We start from the raw sequence: 17,200 nt of genomic DNA on the forward strand, positions 1-17,200 counted from the left end.
CGAGCGCTAGCGAGGCGCAGGCATAACCGCGAATATCGTTGCGGGCGAACCGGACCCGCCGCTGTAGAGCGCACCGCCGACCAATACCCAGGCACCGGTGACGGGTAGTTCGGCGAGATTCGCCAGACATTCCAAGCTGATCCGATGTTCGCGATACAGCAGCTTCGACACCTCATAGGTGTCGTCGGTCCCCAGATCGGGTCCGAACGTATCGATACCGAGCGCGCCACGCCGCCCCAGCCGCCCGGTCCGCAATAGCCATTTGACCGTCTCGGCCGCGAATCCCGGTTGGTGATCGGCACTTTCACCGGTTCCGATGAATTCCGGCGTCCCCCATTTCTCGTCCCACCCGGTCCAGGCCACCAACGCCGACCCGTCGGGTATCCGCCCGTGCCGACCCTCCCATTCCCGCACATCAGCGATGTCGATCGCGTAATCCCGATCGTTCGCACATTGGTCCCGCACATCGATTTTCACCGCGGGCAACAAGAGATCGTCGAGATCCAATTCGTCGGCGGCCAGTCCGTCGGCATGGAAGTGGATCGGTGCGCCCCAATGGGTTCCGGTGTGCTCGCCCTGCTGGATACAGCGCAGGTAATAACCGTCGTTCGCGACCGTCGCGACAATATCGGTCCGGAATTCGGGATCACCGGGAAACAGCGGCGCCGTCGCCGGATCGTGGACATGGGAAAGGCTGACCAGCCGTCCGAACGGCCGCGGGCCGGTCATCGCTTCCGCTGCGGAATCGCACGTGCCAAGGCCAGCAGATCGGCCTCGAGCATCCGGAACAACCGATAGGTGAGCACGAATGCCAGGATGCCACCCACGCTGAGCACCCGCACCGAAACGATCACCAAATCCAGATCGGCGGCGTCGACGAAGGTCGCACTCGCCACGCCGAGCAGCGGAACCGATGCGGCGACGCCCAGATAGAAGTTTCCGCGCTTGGCGAGTTTGCGCAGCTGCTGCTCGTCCTCGGCGCCGATACCGCCGCGCACAAGCAGCTGTGGATAAATCGAACGCACCGCGTAAACCATGATCGGGAAGAACGGATATGCCAGCGCGATCGCGGCGCACACCACCTGTGCTGCGAAGAAATGCAGAAAGGTCGCGCGCGGTAGCTCGACCCCGAAGAAGACCGGCGCCAAAGGCCACACCAGCCCGGCGAGCAGCCAGAACACGAACGGCACCCAGACCGCCCAGTCACCCATCTGCAGGGTGTCGCGCCGGGCGGCGGCCAGCGTGCGCGGGGAGTATTCGTGACCGCGCGCCAGCCGGAATCCGATCGTGAGCGGGCGGCGGGTGAGGAAAAGCAGCAGCAATCCGGCGATCGGAAAGGCGATGAGATTTGTGATCAGGCCGCCCGTGGCGAACCGTTCCTGATCTGCCGCCGTCATCCGATCGATGATCAGTGAGTTGTTCAAGTTGATGTTGTAGACGCTGGCGAGGAAATTCGGCACCCCGACGCACAGCGTGAGGATCGGTATGAGCCAGCCTCGCGACCGGTACGCCAGGCTGGACGGTGCCGGATCGACCAGTTCCCTGGCGCGCTCGTCGAGGCACAGATCCAGTTGCGCGGCCAGTTCGGCGCCATTGCGCCAGCGGCGCTGCGGATCGGCCCGCAGACATTCCAGCAGCACCCGCCGCAGCGCATTCGGGGTATCCGGGGGCAGTTGCTCCAGCGTCGCCGCGGTGACGCCGCGCTCGCGCAGGGCGACCATGGTCGCGATGGTTTCGGCGCGGGCGTCCGGATCGGCGGCCATCGGCGGATCGTCGAACGGCATCGCGCCGGTGAGCATTTCCCACAGCAGCGCGCCGAGGGAGTAGATATCGCTGCTCGAACCGGGCGGCGGTGCGGCCGGATCGAGGAGTTCGGCGAGTTGTTCGGGGGAGCGGTACGGCAGCGAATCCGGTTCGGCGGCCAGCGGATTCGCCGCCGTGCGAGGTGCCGCCGTGCGCGCGGCGAAATCGGCGAACTTGGGAATACCCTCCGCGGTGAACAGCACATTCGCCGGTTTGACATCGCGATGCATTACGCCGTGCTGCTCGGCGTAATGGAGCGCGTCGGCCAGTCGTCTGCCGATCCAGGCCACCGTCTCCGGCCAGCTGAGTGCGGCGATTTCGGCGCGCACACTCGAATCCGACGGCCGGATCTCGCCCCTGGCCTCCATGGCGGCATCGATGGCGCGCAGCAGCAGGGCGCCGCCCTCGGATTCCGGGCCGCGCCGCCGCTCGGCGAGCACTCCGGCCGCGGTACCGCCGGGCAGGTACTGCATGTAGACCAGCCGGGTCGATGCGGGGGCCTCCGGTGTCGCGGCAGTGACCAGGCGCTGATCGAAAACCCGCACCAGATGCGGATGATCCAGTTGCGCCATGCTGTGCCCGCCGGCCGCACGGCCCGCCGAAAGGCGCACGGCGACAAGACGTTGCATGGAACGCTGCCTGGCGAGAAAGACCCGGCCGAGGGTGCCGGTGCCCAGATCGGTGAGCAGATCGAAGTCATCGATCCGATGCCCCGGTACCAGACCGGCGACCAGTGCGGCGGTTCGTTCGGTATCGGCCGCGGTATCGTCGTCGTCGGCGTAAACGGCCAGCCGCGCGCGCACATCCTGGGCCAGCTCCGGATATTCGGCGAGGAAATCCGCCAGTTCCAGCGAGCCGTACCGGCGTCGGGCCAGGAACTCCTCGCAGAGCAGATCGACCAATTCCGCACTGCGCTCGACCTCGGGAAATTCCTTGCGGTACTCGGCGATGCGTTTGCCGAGGCCCTCCCGATCCCAGCGGTGGCGCAGATCGATGCGAACCAGATCGGTGAGTACCGCCAGCCGCACCTGGGTGCCGTCGGGGACGTACTCCGCGATCGGAGGTGGTTCGGTCCGCTCGCCACGCAGGCAGTGCTGCCAATCTTCGGTGAATCTGGTTATGGGGTCGGTCTCGCCTCGATCCGCGAAATCGGCAGCTGTCACGATCGCGGCTCCGGCACGGCCGGCCTGCCGCGCTCCCGGTCCGCCGAAACATGATCGCGGTCAAGGGAATCCGCTGGCGCGACGACCCGCTCGAGCGCACGCAGATCGGCCTCCAGTGCCCGGAAGAGCAGGTAGGAGCCGATGAACGCGATGATGCCGCCCACACAGAGCACGCGCACCGCGGCGATCACCATCGGAATATCGCCGGGCGGCAGGAAGGTCACGCCCGCCACCGCGAGCAGCGGCACCGAGGCCGCGACCGCCAGATATCCGTTGGCGCGGCGATCCAGGCCGCGCAGCCACACCGCGTCCTCGGTACTGATTTCTCCGTGCCGCAGGAAGATCGGATAGATGCAGCGGACCATGAAGAAGCAGACCAGGAAGAACGGGTAGGCCATCGCGATCGCACCGCACACCACGATCGAGGTGAGGAAGTGCACCACCGCACGGGCGGGCACGTCCCCGGCCGCCAATTGCAGCGCGATCGGGAAGGTGAATCCGGCGAGCACCCACAGCGAGAAGACCACCCACACCGCTCGGTCGCCGAACAGCAGGGAATCCGCCCTGGCCAGCCGCAGTGTCTCGGCATCGTAGCGGCGGTGGCGGCGCAGCCCGCGCGGCACCGTGAGCATTCTTCGGGACATATAGAGGATCAGCGCCGCCCCGAGTGGGAAGAAGATTCCGTTCACCACGGTGGTGATGATCATGAAGGTACGCCCGGCGTCCTCGGGCAGCCGGTCCACGATCAGATGCTGGTTGTGCTGGATGTTGTACGCCGAGGCGAGGATATTCGGGATGCCAATGGCCAGCGACACGATCACCAGCCGCCACGCGCGCAACTTCAGCCGCCAACTGCCGGGCGGCGGGTCGACCAGATCTCGGGCTCTCGGGTCCATGCACAGGTCGAACTGCTTGGCCAGCACCCCGCCATTGGCCCAGCGCCGCGTCCGATCCGATTCCAGACAGGTCAGCAGCACCCGCCGCAGCGCCGCCGGGCAATTCGCCGGAACACGTTGCAGCGCAATGTCGTCCACTCCGGCGGTGCGGCGTTCGAGCATGCCTTCCAGCGCCGTATCGTCGCCTTGTTCGGTCGCGGTGGCATCGTCGAACGGTTTCGCGCCGGTGAGCAATTCCCACAGCACCACGCCGAGGGAGTAGATATCGGAGCGGGTGTCCAGATCCTCGGCCGTGCGCTCGCGACCGGGATGGCAGGCCTCCAATTGTTCGGGCGACATGTACGCCAGTGAACCGCCGAAATATGCCACCGGACTGGTGCCCGCCACATTGCGGCTGAAGCTGATATTGAAATCGGCCAGCTTCGGCACCGCCTCCGCCGTGAGCAGGATATTGGCCGGTTTCACATCCCGGTGCAGTACGCCGTGCGCGGAGGCGTATTCCAGCGCCTCGGCCAATCTGCGGCCCAGCCACGCCACGGTTTCCGGCCAGCTCAGCCCGGCGATCTCGGCGCGGACGCTGGAATCGGTCGGGCGGATTTCGCCCTTCTCCTCCATGGCCGCGTCGACCGCGTCGAGCAGGAGTTGTCCACTGCGTTCGGCCGGTGCGGTGGCACGCACCCAGCGCAGCACGCCGAGCAGGGTGCCGCCGGGCAGGAACTGCATGTACAGCAGTCGCAGTCGGCGCATGGCCGGATCGCGCGAGTCATCGGAGCCGAGCAGCCGCTGATCGAAGACGCGCACGATGTAGTCGTGGTCGAGCTGGGCCAGGGTCTGCGGCTCGGTGCCGTGGTCGGCGGAGATCTTCACCGCGACCAAGCGCTGCAATGATCGCTGCCTGGCCAGGAACACTCGGGCGAAGGCGCCGCTGCCGAGTCCGGTGAGCAGGTCGAAATCATCGATGGACTGACCGATCTCGATCCGGTCGAGGGCGTTGAATTTCCCCGGACCGGTTCCGATCGTGGTCGGAATGGCGGTCGCCGTCTCGGTCGGATCGACGGTCGTGCGCGTCACGTCAGTATTACGAACGGACTGCTGGGTTCGGTTCAGTCCGACGGTTTGATCGGCTTGGACGGTTCGGCTCAGTTCGGCCGCGGCGCGGGTATTGGCGAACTCGGTCAGCACCGAATCCTCGAGCGCCGCCCGGCGGGTGCTCTGGTCGATGTCATCGGTATTGAGCAGCGCGCGCAATTCCGCCGCTTGTTCCGGATATTCCCGCAGATAATCCTTCGGATCGACACGTTCACCGCTGTGTCTGCGGATGACGAACTCTTCGTACACCAAACCGGCCGGAATCTCGCCCGGTTCGAGTTCCGGAAACTCGGCGCAGTAGTCGAAAAGCCGTTTGCGCGGCGTCGGCGCGGTATTGGATTGGCGGCGCTCCCGGGGCGCTCCGTGGTCACGCTCTGCTACCGCCTCCGCGCCCGTCGCGGTGGGGAGCCGGATCCAGCGATGTCGCAGGTCGACGCGGATCAATTCGATCAGGGCGGCCCGGCGCAGGGATTCGGCATCAGGCAGAAAGTCGGCGATCTCCGGTGGCCGGCGCGCCGATTCCCATGCGGTCGAGAAGGCCTCGACCACATCGTTCTCGGTATGCGACGGCGACTCGCCCCAATCTCTGGTCGGCTCGGTGTCGAGATCGGTTCGGTGCGTATTTTCGGAATCAGCACTCATTTTCGGACCTACCTGCTGAGCGGATGTCGAGTATCCGCAGTGGCCGTTCGGTGGATGTGCCGCTGAATTTCCGCCACACCCGACGACATCGTCCCCCGAGCAGTAATCGAAATGATAACTTGCGCCACAACAGTGGATCACCCGATTTCGACAACGATGCGACGGGGAAGAACCAGCACATGAACAACACTGCGGCACGAGCGACGGGCGCGGAGGCGGTAGCGGAGCGTGACCACGGAGCGTCCCGGGAGTGCCGCCAATCCAATACCGCGGCGCGAGCGGCGGGCGCGGAGGCGGTTGCGGAGCGTGACCACGGAGCGTCCCGGGAGTGCCGCCAATCCAATACCGCGGCGCGAGCGGCGGGCGCGGAGGCGGTTGCGGAGCGTGACCACGGAGCGTCCCGGGAGTGCCGCCAATCCAATACCGCGGCGCGAGCGGCGGGCGCGGAGGCGGTTGCGGAGCGTGACCACGGAGCGTCCCGGGAGAGCCGCCAATCCAATCCTGCGGCGCGAGCGGCGGGCGCGGAGGCGGTTGCGGAGCGTGACCACGGAGCGTCCCGGGAGAGCCGCCAATCCAATCCTGCGGCGCGAGTGACGGGCGCGGAGGCGGTTGCGGAGCGTGACCACCAAAAAAGCCGGGAGCAGCGCTGTAAATCGAATACCGTGACTGTCGCGGCGGGTGGCGTCGCGGCGACGGATCCGACAGCGACGGATCCGACCGCTCCGGAGGCTGCTGAAGCCCTGGAGGTGCAGGCCGCTCGTGGGGTCGCGGTAGGCGGGACCGACGCCGTACATGCTTCGATGGATTCCAGCATGCCACGCGAAACCGGCCTGTCACGAGGTCCGGCGGCGGCAATCGCGGCGAGTGTGCGTGACGGCTCGCTGACGCCGACCGAAACCGTCGATACCGCCCTGGATCTGATCGCCGCCGAGAACCGAAAGACGAATGCGTTCACGGTCGTTCGCTCCGCTAAGGCACGGGCCGAGGCACTCGCGCTGGAACAGCGTTCCGATCTGGATCTGCTGCCGCTGGCGGGGGTGCCCGTCGCGATAAAACACAATATCGCGGTCGAGGGTGAATCGATCCTCGCCGGTTCCACCGCGACCGATACCCGCCCGGCAACCACCGACCATCCGGTGGTGTGCAGGCTGCGGGCCGCGGGCGCGGTGGTGGTCGGGCTGACCGCGGTCCCCGAACTGGGCCTGTGGGCTACGACCGAGAGCGAGGGCCGCATCGGCCGGAACCCGTGGAACTCCGCACGCAGCTCCGGTGGCTCCTCCGGCGGTTCGGCCGCGGCCGTGGCGGCCGGGTTGGTGCCGGTGGCACACGGCAACGACGGGCTCGGTTCGGTGCGCATTCCCGCGGCCTGTTGCGGGGTGTTCGGGATCAAGCCGGGGCGGCATACCGTACCGGCCGAGGTAGGCGTCGATTCCTGGTCCGGGATGGTCGAAAACGGTGTGCTCGCAACGACAGTCGGCGATGCCGCGCTCATGCTGTCCGTACTGGCCGCGCGCCCGGACCTAGCCGAGTTGGAGCCGCCGGGCCGACTACGCATCGGGCTGGCCGTGGCGCCACCGTCCCGGATGTTCCGGGTCGATCGGCACTGGACCGCGGCGGCCCGCACCGCTGCTTCGGCCGCCGCCGCGGCCGGGCACCTGGTGGAAGCGGTGACACTGCCCTACGGCGAATCGCTCGTTTCGGTCGGCCTGCGCTGGTTGGCATTCGGCGCGCGGGAGGCCGTGAATCTCATCCGCCCCGAACGTCTGCAGCGGCGCACCCGCCGCCACATCGCACTCGGTCGGCTCGTCCAGCGGCTGCGGCTGGTGCGACCGGCGCAGGTAGACCGGGTCGAGGCGCAACTGCTGGATTTCTTCGAGCGCTACCACGTGGTGATCACCCCGACGCTCGCCGCGCCGCCACCGCGGGCCAGGGCCTGGCACACTCTCGGTTGGCTCGCGAATGTTGTTGTCAGCGCTCGGTATTCACCGTTCACACCGCTGTGGAATCTGGTCGGCTGGCCCGCCGCGTCGATCCCGATGGGAATGCACCCGAGATCCGAAACGCCCGTCGCCGCCCAACTCACGGCACCGCCCGGCAGTGAATCGATCCTGCTGCGCCTCGCGGCTCAACTCGAGTCGATCCACCCCTGGAAGCGAACGGTGGACTGTGTTTGATTTGCCGCGCCTTCGGCGCGGCGGGTTCGCGGCCCCCTGGTGTCTCGCGTCCGAGCCGTCGAGACTCGCGACTTCGTCGCATCGCTTCGACGGCTCGGACGCGAGACGGGCCGCGAACGGGTCGCTCGTAAGACTCGCTCCGTGGTGGTTGGTGATGGGGGATCGTTCGGCACCGGATGCGCGCCTCGGATGGTCGAGACTCCCGACCTCGTCGCATCGCTTCGACGGCTCGGACGCGAGACGGGCCGCGAACGGTCGCTCGTAGGACTCGCTCCGTGGTGGTTGGTGACGACGGATCGTTCGGCACCGGATGCGCGCGTCGGGTGCGAGACTCGCGCCTGGGTCGCATCGCTTCGACGGCTCGGACGCGAGACAGGCCGCGAACGGGTCGCTCGTAAGACAGCTCCGCTCCGTGGTCGTCACTGACGACGGATCGTTCGGCACCGGATGCGCGCGTCGGGTGGTCGAGGCTCGCGCCTGGGGCGCATCGCTTCGACGGCTCGGACGCGAGACAGGCCGCGAACGGGTCGCTCGTAAGCATCTCGGTCCGTTGGGGCTGATAGAGGCTTGAAGGGCGAGCGACTAACCGGCGATCGCGGGCTGATGCTGCACTGCGAAACCGCCGTCCACCGCGCGTGCGGCGAATTCGAGAATGGTGGGCCGATTGTCGTCGGCGCGCCAGGCCACCGCCAGTTCGCACGGGGTGAGTCCGGCGAGCGGTCGGGCGGTCAGACCCGGCCAGCGGTACATCGGCACATTGTTCTCGGCCAGTAAGCAGACACCGAGGCCGAGGCTCACGGCCTCCAGCTTGTCCTCGGGGGTCGCCGCCTCGGCGCCGATCTTGGGCTGACGGCCGTTGCGGGCATCGTTGCCGAGCCAGAAGTCGCGCACCGCACCGGCCTCGGTGGGCAGTGCGATGAACGGTTCGTCCAACAGGTCGGCGAAGTCGATGGTGTCGTTCTCGGCCAGCGGATGGTTCTCCGGCAGCAGCACCCAGCGCGGCTCGGTGCGCAGCACCTGCCAGCGGTATCGGTTCGGATCGGGTAGCGGAAGCCAGACAAGCGCGAGGTCGGCCTGTCGACCGGCCAGACCGCTGGACGGGTCGGTCCAGGAGGCGGCGTGCAGCGCCAAGCGGTGCCCGCTCGCGCTCTCCAGATCGTTGAGCAGCCCGCGGCCGAGCGCGGATTGGATGCCGACGCGCAGCACCTCACCCGCCTCCTGTAGGGAGACGTTGGTGACCTCCCACAGCTCCAGGATCTTGCGGGCGCCTTCGAGCAGCTCCTTACCCGCGACGGTCAGCGCGACGCTGCGCTGGTTGCGGTCGAACAGGACCACGTCGAGCTGACGTTCCAGCTGACGAATCTGACGCGACAGGGTGGGTTGAGCGATATGCAGCCGCTGAGCGGCGTTGGTGAAGTGCAGTTCCTCAGCGACGGCGACGAAATACCGCAGGTCGCGCAAATGCGGGTCCATAGCCCCTTGCTATCAGAATCGGTCCTGAATTTCCAGCCTATTGAGGCCGGAAAGTCTGGATATGGCAGCCGAAACAGTCGGCAGGTTTGTTAGACACAGCATATGGCTTGTCATGGTCATTTGCATCATCGACTCCGCGAATCTCCAGCACTCGCGACCCGTGCTGCCGCGCGCAAGTTAGTTGGGCATATGACCAGCAACGATGCGGCGAAGAGTGGGTCTGCGGACCGCGCCTGGGAGGTGCTGAAGTGTGGCCGGTCACTGTCGGGAAACCGGGCCGCAACGAGAGTGATGCTTTTACGGGTAGGTGAAGTGATGTTAGTCACAATTGCGTTTTGCAGTCTCGTTCGAGCGTCCGGGGACGGCAAGCCGAGTGGGGCGTTCGAACGTGCGACGGCGCCGCGGTCGATAACCCGACCACGGCGCCGTCGTCGACCGCTCAGAGGCTGCGTGCCCGAACCTCGTAGGCCTTGCGCTCGGCCACGTCCACATCGCCGAGGAAGGCATTGCTCGACCCCAGCGCCCCGGCCAGTCCATCGGCCATCGAGCGCGGGTCACCGCATATCGCGAGGTGGAGATCGCCTATCTGGCGGGCGCCGACGACGCGGCCGTGCGCGGTCTGATCGGGCGCGAATTACGCGCGCTGGCGGGCCGTGATGTCAATGCCACACGACAGCGCGAAACACTGCACCCATATCTGAAAAGCCATCGCAGCCCAGAGGCCACGGCGAATTACTCGGTGTGCACAAGAACCTTCGGGTGCACAAGAACACGGTCCGCTATCGGATCCAGCGGATCGAGGAACAACTCGGCCATCCGATCGAAGCGCGCAGTCTGCCGCGGGAGATCGCACTGACCTGCGTCGCCACCTACGGCGCAGACGCCCTACCTTGAAACGCTACGAACTATTCCGCCTCCGCGACCTGGCGTAGTGGCGGTTCGGTGACCGGTGCGACCCGCACATCCGGCAAATCCGCGAGCAATTGCGTGGTCGCCACCGCAATGGCGTTCACCGCCTTGTCGACGGCTGCCTTGGTGGTGGTGCTCAGTCCGGACACGCCACCGACCGTGCGCACGTACTGCAGTGCGGCAGCATAGATTTCCTGCTCGGTAGGCGCAGGATCCAGGCCACGAAGGAGGGTGATGTTGCTACTCATGGGAGCACACTACTGCCCAATGTCGGGCTGAGGCAGGCCAAGAAACAGATCCGACGAAGCCGAGCGATTACACAGGTCCATCCAAGATCGATGGGGAACAATCGAAGGTATGCCTGCCCGCGGTGTACCCACCTTGACAACATTCCCCTACGACGAGCTCGACAAGCGGGAAGAGGACCACTGGTCCGGCGCGGCGGTATCGGATGACGAGCTGCGTGCGCTCGCACTCGGCGGCTTCTATTCGGCGCGCTGGGATGCCTTCCACGACGCGCTGCTACTCGGTCCCGAGCGCGACCATCCGCTCGGTGACCGGCGTGAACTCGCCATCGATACGCTCACCGGCGCATGGGGCATCACCGACGGCACCGAGGCGCGGGCCTCCATGGAGCAGCTGCTCGAAGGTATGCACGCGCCGCTGTACGCGATGGTGCATCCGCTGGTGATGGCATCGATCAATGCCAGTGAACGCGACCGGTTCGGTGAGCGGGCCGATCGGCACCGCGCCTTCCTGCGGCAGGTGGGCTCGTTCCGGGGGATGGACAATCCGGAGGCGCTGGTCCGCGATTACGACATCTGGTCGCAGGCGATCAAAATCGGTTTCACCGATCATCTGGCCCGTCCGCTGCCGAGCGATATCCATGCCTGGGATCTGGCCCGGGTGGTCGCGGTGGCCCGAATGGCCTTTACCGCGGGCTATCTCGACACCGAGGTGGCCTGGGATTATCTGATGCGGGCACTGCCGCTGGCTCAGCGCAAATACCAGAATTGGCGCCAATTCGGCGATGCCTACCTGACCGGCTGGACCTACTGGCAGGCCTGTGAGGATCTGGCCGAACTCAAGAACGGCGGCGTCGATCGGCGCATGGAACTGCTGCGCCTGTGGTTGCGTCCGACCAGCCCGTGGCGGCGGATCACGCTGCAATCAGTTCCCGTCGGGGAGTGAGCGCAGAATCCCGCGGCCGTAGCGCTGGAACTGTCCGTCATCGACCATGCCGAGGGAATGCCGCTCCACCAGCAATTCCCATTCGGAATACAACTGGGCGACGCCAGGATCGGCCGGACCGGCCGCACTGTCGGCCGAATCGCGCCGGACGGCGAAATTCACCGCGCAGGTGACGCGCTCGGTATCGGCCCGATCGGTGCCGGTGAAATGCAACGTGACGTTTCCGTCGTGCACATCGATTCCGGTCTCCCCGCGCGCCGAGCCGATCTCACCGGGTGTCGTCACGGCGCCGTCGGTGGTGCGCGCCCACATGACGACCGGAATGGGTAGCTCGTGGGCGTACCTGTCGCCGGGGCCGATGGAAATGAACAGCAGCCGTCCGGTGGTCGCGGCCAGCAGGCCGGGACCGGTGCCTGCGGGCGGATGTGCCATGACGATGGCGGTCTCCAGCACGTATTCGTCGATGGTGACGTAGCGATGCAGAGCGGCGATCGCCGCCTTGGCTTCGCGTTTGGGGGCCATCCGCCGCACGGCTCGATCGACATCGGCTCTGGTCGGCCCGCTCTTACCCCACTGCGGGGCGGGCGGCTGTAGATCGGGTGCGGCCACATCGATGCGCTGGCTGGCCAGGATCTGACCGTTGATGCGCTCGACGATCTCGGCAGCCGCTGGGAAATCGTGTTCAGCTATCAATACCGGTAGCGGGGTGCGGTCGGCGGGCACGCCGGTGAGCACGGGCGTCGGATAACGCAGATAGATCTCGATGACGACGGCATCGTCGGCACGGCGGTTCAGGCGAACCTTGAGCAGATCGGTGACCGGCACGTCGAGGACGCGCTCGCCATCGCTGCCCGGGCGTAGCACGATCAGTCGTCCACGGCCGTGCCGCAGTATCGCTGTGGGTGTCCGTAGCTCAACTATGTCCATACCCCCTGCGCTCTGTTTGATTCGCGGTGCTTCCGGGGCCCTACGTGGTTACGCAAGCTACCGCTTTCGGGCCCGTCGCTCGCACCGCGGCTATGTGTCGTCGCTCACGATAGGCCGAACATGACATGATTGTGACCACTTGGCGTAACCCGACCGGAGACTTCGGGAACCACGGACGTTCCCCGACCGTTTACCTGTCGAACCACACCAGCTGCCGAACTGCGCGATGTATCGACTAGACCGTACGCGGTAACGTGGCATGTCCGCATCCGAACCACCGGACGGGACGCGCCCGACGCCACGCTAGGCATGCACCGGAGACACCCGGAAAGGACTGGCCGCCCGGCCTAAGCTCTATGAACCGCAAGACTGTGTTTCGCACCCTGGCCATAGTCTCGGGCATTTTGCTCGTGATCTATGCGTTCAGCTATTTCGGCAACGACACGCGCGGCTGGAAGAGCGTCGATACCTCGGTGGCGTTGAGTCAGCTGAACGACAAGAGCAACGTCAAGAACGTACAGATCGACGATCGCGAGCAGCAGCTGCGCATCGAGCTGAACAACGGGAACGACGCGACTTCCGGCTCCAAGAAGATCATTGCCAAGTATCCGGGCGGCAGTGAGACCTCCAACCAGGTCTTCGACACCGTGCAGAAGTCCGGCGCACCGTTCAACACCGTGGTGAAGCAGGACAGCTGGTTCACCCAGATCCTGCTGTTCGTGCTGCCGATGGTGATCTTGTTGGGCCTGTTCATCTTTGTGATGTCGCGCATGCAGGGCGGTGGTCGCGGCGGCATGATGGGCTTCGGCAAGTCCAAGGCCAAACAGCTGTCCAAGGACATGCCCAAGACCACCTTCGCGGATGTGGCCGGCGCCGACGAGGCCGTCGAAGAGCTCTACGAAATCAAGGACTTCCTGCAGAACCCGGTCCGCTACCAGGCACTGGGCGCGAAGATCCCGAAGGGCGTGCTGCTCTACGGCCCGCCCGGTACCGGTAAGACCCTGCTGGCGCGCGCCGTCGCGGGCGAGGCCGGGGTGCCGTTCTTCACCATCTCCGGTTCGGACTTCGTCGAAATGTTCGTCGGCGTCGGCGCCTCCCGCGTGCGCGACCTATTCGAACAGGCCAAGCAGAACAGCCCGTGCATCATCTTCGTCGACGAGATCGACGCGGTCGGCCGCCAGCGCGGCGCCGGCCTCGGCGGCGGCCACGACGAGCGCGAGCAGACCCTGAACCAGTTGCTCGTCGAGATGGACGGCTTCGGCGATCGCACCGGCATCATCCTGATCGCCGCGACCAACCGCCCCGACATCCTCGATCCAGCGCTGCTACGGCCGGGCCGCTTCGACCGGCAGATCCCGGTCAGCAATCCGGATCTGGCCGGACGGCGCGCCATCCTGCGGGTGCATTCGCAGGGCAAGCCGATTTCGCCCGAGGCCGATCTCGACGGTCTGGCCAAGCGCACCGTCGGCATGTCCGGCGCGGATCTGGCCAATGTCGTCAACGAGGCCGCCCTGCTCACCGCACGTGAGAACGGCGCGGTGATCAGCGGCGAGCAGCTAGAGGAATCGGTGGACCGGGTCATCGGTGGTCCGCGCCGCAAGAGCCGCATCATCAGCGAGCACGAGAAGAAGATCACCGCCTACCACGAGGGCGGCCACACCCTGGCCGCCTGGGCGATGCCGGATATCGAGCCGGTCTACAAGGTCACCATCCTGGCCCGCGGCCGCACCGGCGGTCACGCCATGACGGTGCCCGAGGACGACAAGGGCCTGATGACCCGCTCGGAGATGATCGCCCGCCTGGTCATGGCGATGGGCGGCCGCGCGGCCGAGGAACTGGTGTTCCACGAGCCGACCACCGGGGCGTCCTCGGATATCGACCAGGCCACCAAGATCGCGCGCGCGATGGTCACCGAATACGGCATGAGCGCGCGGCTTGGCGCGGTGCGCTACGGCCAAGAGCAGGGCGACCCGTTCCTCGGACGTTCGATGGGCATGGGTTCGGATTACTCGCACGAGGTTGCCGGTGCCATCGACGAGGAGGTGCGCAACCTCATCGAAGCCGCGCACACCGAGGCGTGGGCCATCCTCAACGAATACCGTGATGTGCTCGATGTGCTCGCCACGGCGTTGCTGGAGCGGGAGACCTTGCACCGCAAGGATCTGGAGGAGATCCTCGCCGCGGTGGAGAAGCGTCCGCGCATCACCGCGTTCAACGATTTCGGCGATCGTGTGCCGTCGGATAAGCCACCGGTGAAGACCCCGGGTGAACTGGCCGCCGAACGCGGCGAGCCGTGGCCCCCGCAGGCGCCGGGCCTGCCGAAGCTGCCACAGCGCGAAGCCGCGGCGGCCAATGGCTATCCGGACGGTGGCTATCAGGAACCGCGCTACGGCGGCGGTCACCCCCAGCAGCCCGCGTCCGGCTACCCCTTGCCGCAGGCCCCCTCCCCGGCATATCCGCGACAAGGCGCTACGCACGGCTCGCGGCCGGATTACGGTGCTCCGGCCGGGTGGTCCGCCCCGGGCTGGCCGCCCCGCGACGAGCCGCAGCAGCAGTCGGGTCAGCCGGGCTACGGCGGCTGGCAGGGTGCGCCGCAGCCGCGGCACGGCTACCCGCAGCCGCAGCAGCCATGGGGTCAGCCGGGCAGCGGCAACGACGGATATGACGAGCCCGCCAACGGCACCGGGAATAACGAGGGCGAGAACCACGATTGGGATGGACCGAACGGTCGGCGCTGATGCGTGCCGATTAGGCTCGACCATCTGGGTGCGGGGAGATTGCTCGCGCCCGAGATTTTGGAGGTGTCCTCGATTGTCGGCCAACAATCACGTCGGTGGGCCCGGGCATGTGAGCGGCGGTGCCGTTGCCAATGCCAAGGCTTTCGACGAATTCGACGAACCAGTCAAGTACAACGGTGCGGGCCCGGCGGAGCCGGATCTGATCGCACTGGAGACCGGCAGCCCGTTCGATCAGCCCCGAGCCGAGGCCGCGATCCGAGAATTGCTGATCGCGGTCGGCGAGAATCCGGACCGGCCCGGCCTGATCGATACGCCCGCGCGGGTCGCCCGCGCCTATCGGGAGATGTTCGCCGGGCTCTTCACCGAGCCGGATGCGGTGCTGAACACCACCTTCGACGAGGGGCACCAGGAACTGGTGCTGGTTCGCGATATTCCGCTGTATTCGACCTGTGAGCACCATCTGGTGTCGTTCCACGGCGTCGCGCACGTCGGCTACATTCCGGGCCTGCACGGCCGGGTGACCGGGCTGTCCAAACTGGCCAGGCTGGTCGATCTGTACGCCAAGCGTCCGCAGGTGCAGGAGCGGCTGACCAGCCAGGTCGCAGATGCCGTCATGCGCAAGCTGGATCCGCGCGGCGCCATCGTCGTGATCGAGGCCGAGCACCTGTGCATGGCCATGCGCGGTATCCGCAAGCCCGGCGCAAGCACCACCACCTCCGCTGTGCGCGGTCTGTTGCAGTCCAACGCCGCCTCGCGAGCCGAGGCCCTCGATCTGATCCTGCGGAAGTGAGGCACCGCGCGGTGTCGACCCATGCCCCCGATCTCCTCCGGAGCAGAGTCGCGCCGCGCGATAGCCGATCCTGCGTGGTGATGGGCGTCGTGAACGTCACCAGCGATTCGTTCTCCGATGGCGGCCGCTACCTCGATCCGAGCCTGGCCATCGCACACGGCATCGAACTGTACGAGGCGGGCGCCGACATCATCGATATCGGTGGCGAGTCGACCCGGCCCGGTGCGGTGCGGATCGACCCGGAAACCGAGGTCGCGCGGGTGGTTCCGGTCATTCGCGGCTTGGTAGTTGCCGGTGTGCCGACCAGTGTGGACACCATGCGGGCCGGTGTCGCCGAGGCGGCGATCGCGGCCGGAGTTTCGGTCGTCAACGATGTCTCCGGTGGCCGCGCCGATCCGGATATGGTGAAAGTCGTTGCGGCAGCGGAGGTTCCGTGGATCCTCATGCACTGGCGGGCGGACGCGGACTATCGGCACACCGGTCCGGCCGACCACTACGACGATGTGGTCGCCGAGGTGCTCGCCGAGTTGACCGCACAGGTGGACCTGGCCATAGCGGCCGGTGTGGATCGGTCCCGGCTGGTACTCGATCCCGGCCTCGGTTTCGCCAAGAATGCCGAACACAATTGGGCGCTGCTCGGGGCACTGCCCGAACTGGTCGGTCACGGGCTACCGATTCTCATCGGCGCCTCCCGTAAACGATTCCTCGGCGCCCTGCTCGCCGATGCCGAGGGGCCGCGCCCGCCCGACGGCCGGGAGACCGCCACCGCGACGGTGTCGGCGCTGGCCGCCCTGCACGGCGCCTGGGGTGTCCGCGTCCACGATGTGCGCGCCTCGCTGGATGCTATTGCCGTGACCGACGCCTGGCTGCGTGCCGCCCGAAACAGCACCCGAGGAGCCGATCTATGACCGCAGCATCGCGCAGCGATTCGATGAGGGGTGGTGGCCGGGAGGCGAGTCGGCCCGAGCGACTGGACCGGATCGAGCTGCGCGGCCTGCGCGCCTTCGGCTATCACGGGTGCTTCGACTACGAACGCCGCGACGGCCAGGAGTTCCTGGTCGATCTGACGGTATGGACCGATTTCGCCGCCGCCGCGGCCACCGACGACCTCGCGAACACCATCGACTACGGCGCCCTCGCCGAGCGCGCCGTGCAGATCATCCAGGGCCCGCCGCGCAATCTCATCGAGAAGGTGGTCGCCGAGATCGCCGACGATGTGATGACCGATCCCCGCATCCAGTCGGTCGAGGTCGTCGTGCACAAACCGTCCGCGCCGATTCCGCATGCCTTCGCCGATGTCCGCGTGGTCACCTCGCGCCAGCGAGGTGCAGCCGTGAGCGAGCGGAGCGAGGGAATCAATAACTCTGCGCCTGCGGCGATGGCGGAACCGAGCGCCAGCGAGGTG

12 protein-coding genes and 1 pseudogene are annotated in these 17,200 nt (G+C 66.7%); 7 read left to right on the forward strand and 6 right to left on the reverse strand.

Annotation, left to right across the window (positions count from 1 at the left end; genetic code table 11):
* Positions 1–6: 6 nt before the first annotated feature.
* Genes ACQPXH_RS03050 through ACQPXH_RS03060 form a run of 3 tightly spaced genes read right to left on the reverse strand, consistent with a single transcriptional unit; the run spans position 7 to position 5,593 of the window.
* Positions 7–729, reverse strand: coding sequence for a cyclase family protein (locus ACQPXH_RS03050; protein WP_433600808.1), 723 nt, complete (start codon positions 727–729; stop codon positions 7–9).
* Positions 726–2,966 (reverse strand): protein kinase domain-containing protein, encoded by a 2,241-nt coding sequence (locus ACQPXH_RS03055; RefSeq protein WP_433600809.1) that lies wholly within the window; start codon positions 2,964–2,966, stop codon positions 726–728. Before ACQPXH_RS03055 ends, ACQPXH_RS03050 begins: the two co-directional genes overlap by 4 nt.
* On the reverse strand, positions 2,963–5,593 hold the full coding sequence (locus tag ACQPXH_RS03060) for a protein kinase domain-containing protein (RefSeq protein WP_433600810.1): 2,631 nt from the start codon (positions 5,591–5,593) through the stop codon (positions 2,963–2,965). Before ACQPXH_RS03060 ends, ACQPXH_RS03055 begins: the two co-directional genes overlap by 4 nt.
* Before the next feature lie 800 nt (positions 5,594–6,393).
* Here ACQPXH_RS03060 and ACQPXH_RS03065 point away from each other — a divergent pair.
* The gene (locus ACQPXH_RS03065) at positions 6,394–7,767 is read left to right on the forward strand and encodes an amidase (RefSeq protein WP_433603279.1); all 1,374 of its coding nucleotides are present in this window, start codon (positions 6,394–6,396) and stop codon (positions 7,765–7,767) included.
* Between the two features lie 582 nt (positions 7,768–8,349).
* Here ACQPXH_RS03065 and ACQPXH_RS03070 read toward each other — a convergent pair.
* A complete protein-coding gene (locus tag ACQPXH_RS03070) occupies positions 8,350–9,240 on the reverse strand; it encodes a LysR family transcriptional regulator (RefSeq protein ID WP_433600811.1) in 891 nt (296 codons plus the stop codon).
* A 741-nt stretch (positions 9,241–9,981) separates the two neighbouring features.
* Between ACQPXH_RS03070 and ACQPXH_RS03075 the strand changes: the two genes are divergently transcribed.
* Positions 9,982–10,134 (forward strand): helix-turn-helix domain-containing protein, encoded by a 153-nt coding sequence (locus tag ACQPXH_RS03075; protein WP_433600812.1) that lies wholly within the window; start codon positions 9,982–9,984, stop codon positions 10,132–10,134.
* 11 nt (positions 10,135–10,145) lie between these two features.
* Here ACQPXH_RS03075 and ACQPXH_RS03080 read toward each other — a convergent pair whose 3' ends face one another.
* A complete protein-coding gene (locus ACQPXH_RS03080; RefSeq protein WP_433600813.1) occupies positions 10,146–10,397 on the reverse strand; it encodes a DUF2277 domain-containing protein in 252 nt (83 codons plus the stop codon).
* A gap of 109 nt (positions 10,398–10,506) precedes the next feature.
* On the opposite strand from ACQPXH_RS03080, the gene ACQPXH_RS03085 reads away from it, so the two are divergent.
* Positions 10,507–11,340, forward strand: coding sequence for a DUF1266 domain-containing protein (locus tag ACQPXH_RS03085; protein WP_433600814.1), 834 nt, complete (start codon positions 10,507–10,509; stop codon positions 11,338–11,340).
* Here ACQPXH_RS03085 and ACQPXH_RS03090 read toward each other — a convergent pair.
* Complete coding sequence (locus ACQPXH_RS03090) at positions 11,320–12,267, reverse strand: hypothetical protein (protein ID WP_433600815.1); 948 nt, start codon at positions 12,265–12,267, stop codon at positions 11,320–11,322. The genes ACQPXH_RS03085 and ACQPXH_RS03090 overlap by 21 nt on opposite strands.
* A 356-nt stretch (positions 12,268–12,623) precedes the next feature.
* Between ACQPXH_RS03090 and ftsH the strand changes: the two genes are divergently transcribed.
* From ftsH to folB, 4 genes and pseudogenes are all read left to right on the forward strand, one after another.
* A complete protein-coding gene (gene ftsH / locus ACQPXH_RS03095) occupies positions 12,624–15,005 on the forward strand; it encodes an ATP-dependent zinc metalloprotease FtsH (protein WP_433600816.1) in 2,382 nt (793 codons plus the stop codon).
* 199 nt (positions 15,006–15,204) lie between these two features.
* Complete coding sequence (folE, locus tag ACQPXH_RS03100) at positions 15,205–15,795, forward strand: GTP cyclohydrolase I FolE (RefSeq protein ID WP_433603280.1); 591 nt, start codon at positions 15,205–15,207, stop codon at positions 15,793–15,795.
* Positions 15,796–15,875: 80 nt separating this feature from the next.
* Entirely contained in the window at positions 15,876–16,703 is an 828-nt protein-coding gene (gene folP / locus ACQPXH_RS03105) for a dihydropteroate synthase (RefSeq protein WP_433603281.1), read from the forward strand.
* 23 nt (positions 16,704–16,726) lie between these two features.
* A pseudogene (gene folB / locus ACQPXH_RS03110) lies at positions 16,727–17,128 on the forward strand (dihydroneopterin aldolase); the annotation flags it as partial.
* Positions 17,129–17,200 lie beyond the last annotated feature (72 nt).

It is taken from the genome of Nocardia sp. CA-135953 (genome assembly GCF_050955735.1).
Lineage (GTDB): Bacteria > Actinomycetota > Actinomycetes > Mycobacteriales > Mycobacteriaceae > Nocardia.

What these genes read in the sequence shown, in the direction of transcription:
- ACQPXH_RS03050 (WP_433600808.1), bottom strand. Translation starts at nt 729, where the DNA reads ATGACCGGCCCGCGGCCGTTCGGACGGCTGGTCAGCCTTTCCCATGTC.
- ACQPXH_RS03060 (WP_433600810.1), bottom strand. Translation starts at nt 5,593, where the DNA reads ATGAGTGCTGATTCCGAAAATACGCACCGAACCGATCTCGACACCGAG.
- ACQPXH_RS03065 (WP_433603279.1), top strand. Translation starts at nt 6,394, where the DNA reads ATGGATTCCAGCATGCCACGCGAAACCGGCCTGTCACGAGGTCCGGCG.
- ACQPXH_RS03070 (WP_433600811.1), bottom strand. Translation starts at nt 9,240, where the DNA reads ATGGACCCGCATTTGCGCGACCTGCGGTATTTCGTCGCCGTCGCTGAG.
- ACQPXH_RS03080 (WP_433600813.1), bottom strand. Translation starts at nt 10,397, where the DNA reads ATGAGTAGCAACATCACCCTCCTTCGTGGCCTGGATCCTGCGCCTACC.
- ACQPXH_RS03085 (WP_433600814.1), top strand. Translation starts at nt 10,507, where the DNA reads ATGCCTGCCCGCGGTGTACCCACCTTGACAACATTCCCCTACGACGAG.
- ACQPXH_RS03090 (WP_433600815.1), bottom strand. Translation starts at nt 12,267, where the DNA reads ATGGACATAGTTGAGCTACGGACACCCACAGCGATACTGCGGCACGGC.
- ftsH (WP_433600816.1), top strand. Translation starts at nt 12,624, where the DNA reads ATGAACCGCAAGACTGTGTTTCGCACCCTGGCCATAGTCTCGGGCATT.
- folP (WP_433603281.1), top strand. Translation starts at nt 15,876, where the DNA reads ATGGGCGTCGTGAACGTCACCAGCGATTCGTTCTCCGATGGCGGCCGC.